Source organism: Cryobacterium cheniae, assembly GCF_004403395.1.
Classification (GTDB): domain Bacteria; phylum Actinomycetota; class Actinomycetes; order Actinomycetales; family Microbacteriaceae; genus Cryobacterium; species Cryobacterium cheniae.
The window spans coordinates 1-2578 of record NZ_SOGN01000021.1 but is presented as its reverse complement, the minus strand read 5'-3'; the positions used below and the strand labels follow the sequence as shown (position 1 = coordinate 2578).

General features: G+C 63.9%; 2 protein-coding genes. Both read right to left on the bottom strand.

The window, feature by feature from the left end:
• The coding region (gene sufD / locus E3T23_RS03620) for a Fe-S cluster assembly protein SufD (RefSeq protein WP_420898299.1) at positions 1-1183 on the bottom strand (1183 nt) is incomplete at its 3' end.
• On the bottom strand, positions 1184-2578 hold a 1395-nt coding region (gene sufB / locus E3T23_RS03615), incomplete at its 5' end, for a Fe-S cluster assembly protein SufB (protein ID WP_134369051.1).

Sequence of the window (2578 nt, the reverse complement as noted above, 5' to 3'; positions counted from 1 at the left end):
CGGTCAGTTCTGCTTCGATGGCGGCCTGGAGGCGGTCTTCGAGAAGGGGGGAGCCGATCTGTTGCACGATTTCGCTGAGGAAGCCGCGCACGACGAGGCGGCGGGCTTCGTCTTCGGTGATGCCGCGGGACTGCAGGTAGAACAGTTGCTCGTCGTCGAAGCGGCCGGTCGCGCTCGCGTGTCCGGCACCGGTGATGTCACCGGTCTCGATCTCGAGGTTCGGGATCGAGTCCGCCCGGGTGCCCTCGGTGAGGACCAGGTTACGGTTCTGTTCGTAGCTGTCGGTCCCCGGCGCGTTCCGCCCGATGAGCACGTCGCCGATCCAGACGGTGCGGGCACCCTGGCCCTGCAACGCACCCTTGTACGTGACCCGGCTGCGACTGTTGGGCGCGGCATGGTGCACGAACACCTGCTGCTCGAGGTGCTGGCCGGCGTCGGCGAAGTACAGGCCGAGGAGCTCGGTGTCCGACCCGGGCCCGGCCAACCGCACCGACGGGTTCACCCGGACGATGCTGCCGCCGAGGCTCACGACGACGTGCTTCAAGCGCGCGTCACGGCCGATGGTCGCGAAATGGTTCGTGAGGTGCACGGCCGTGTCGCCCCATTCCTGCAGGCTCACCACGGTCAGGTTCGCGGACTCGCCCAAGATGATCTCGACGTTCTCGGTCAACCGGGCCTCGCCCGTGTTCTCCAGGATCAGGATCGCCCGACTGAACGGCCTGGCCTCGATGATCGTGTGTGCACCGCGCGGCCCGGACCCGAGTGCGGCCCGGGTGACCGTGACCTCCTTGGCCTCCTCGCCGCTGATCGTGATCGCGAGGGCCTTCTCGAAACTCGACCACGCATTCGCCGACGCGCGCTCCTCGGGCGCCCCGGCAGAACCGATCCGCGGGTCGGTGCGGTCCACCCAGGCAACGTCGACACCGGCGACCGCGGTCGACTCGACCGGGTACCCGGACCCGTCGAGCACCCCACCGGTCAGGTCGATGAACTTCTTCACCGGCGAGAGCTTCCAGACCGCCTCCCGACCCGTGACCGGCCCGAAATCGGCCACGTCCACGCTCTTGAACCGGTCCGACCGGGTCTGCACCGGCACAAAACCGAAACGGCCATCCGAGTGCGCTGTGACACCGTGCTGCTCCGCAGTGGGCATGGCGGTATTGAGTTCTGCAGTCGCGGACATCTAACCGACCGACCCTTCCATACCCATCTCAATGAGCTTGTTCAGTTCCAGCGCGTACTCCATCGGCAGCTCCCGCGCGATCGGTTCAATGAAACCGCGCACGATCATCGCCATCGCCTCGTCCTCCGGCATCCCCCGGCTCATCAGGTAGAACAACTGCTCCTCACTGACCCGCGACACCGTGGCCTCATGACCCAACTGCACATCATCCACCCGGATATCAATCGCCGGATACGTGTCCGACCGCGACACGGTATCCACCAGCAGGGCGTCACAACGCACCGTGTTCGCCGAGTGGTGCGCCGTGGCATCCACCCGCACCTCACCGCGATAACCCGACCGGCCACCACCGCGCGCAATCGACTTCGACACAATCGAGGACTGCGTATACGGCGCCATATGGATCATCTTCGCGCCCGCATCCTGATGCTGACCCGGACCGGCGAACGCCACCGACAGGGTCTCCCCCTTGGCATGCTCCCCCATCAAATAAATCGACGGGTACTTCATCGTCACCTTCGACCCGATATTGCCGTCGATCCACTCCATCGTGGCGCCCTCAGCCGCCGTGGCCCGCTTCGTGACCAGGTTGTACACATTCGTCGACCAGTTCTGGATCGTCGTATACCGCACCCGCGCATTCTTCTTCACAATGATCTCCACCACCGCGGAATGCAACGAATCCGACGAATAGATCGGCGCCGTGCAGCCCTCGATGTAATGCACATAACTGCCCTCATCGGCGATGATCAAGGTCCGCTCGAACTGCCCCATATTCTCCGTATTGATCCGGAAATACGCCTGCAACGGAATCTCCACATGCACCCCCGGCGGCACATACACGAACGACCCACCCGACCACACCGACGTGTTCAGCGCCGCGAACTTGTTATCCCCCGACGGAATGACACTGCCGAAATACTCCTCGAAGAACTCCGGGTGCTCCTTCAACGCCGTGTCCGTGTCCATGAAGATCACGCCCTGCGCCGCCAACTCCTCATTGATCTGGTGATACACCACCTCGGACTCGTACTGGGCGGCAACCCCGGACACCAGGCGCTGACGCTCCGCCTCCGGGATGCCGAGCTTCTCGTACGTGTTCTTGATGTCCTCGGGCAGGTCCTCCCAGGTCTGGGCCTGCTTCTCCGTCGACCGCACGAAATACTTGATGTTGTCGAAATCGATGCCCGACAAATCCGCACCCCACGTCGGCATCGGCTTCCGCTCGAACAACTCCAAAGCCTTCAACCGACGCTGCAGCATCCACTCAGGCTCACTCTTCAGGTTCGAGATGTCAGTCACCACCTGCGGCGAAATCCCACGGCGAGCGGATGCGCCCGCGGCGTCGGGATCCGACCAACCGAACTCGTACACACCCAACCCCGCAAGTTCGGG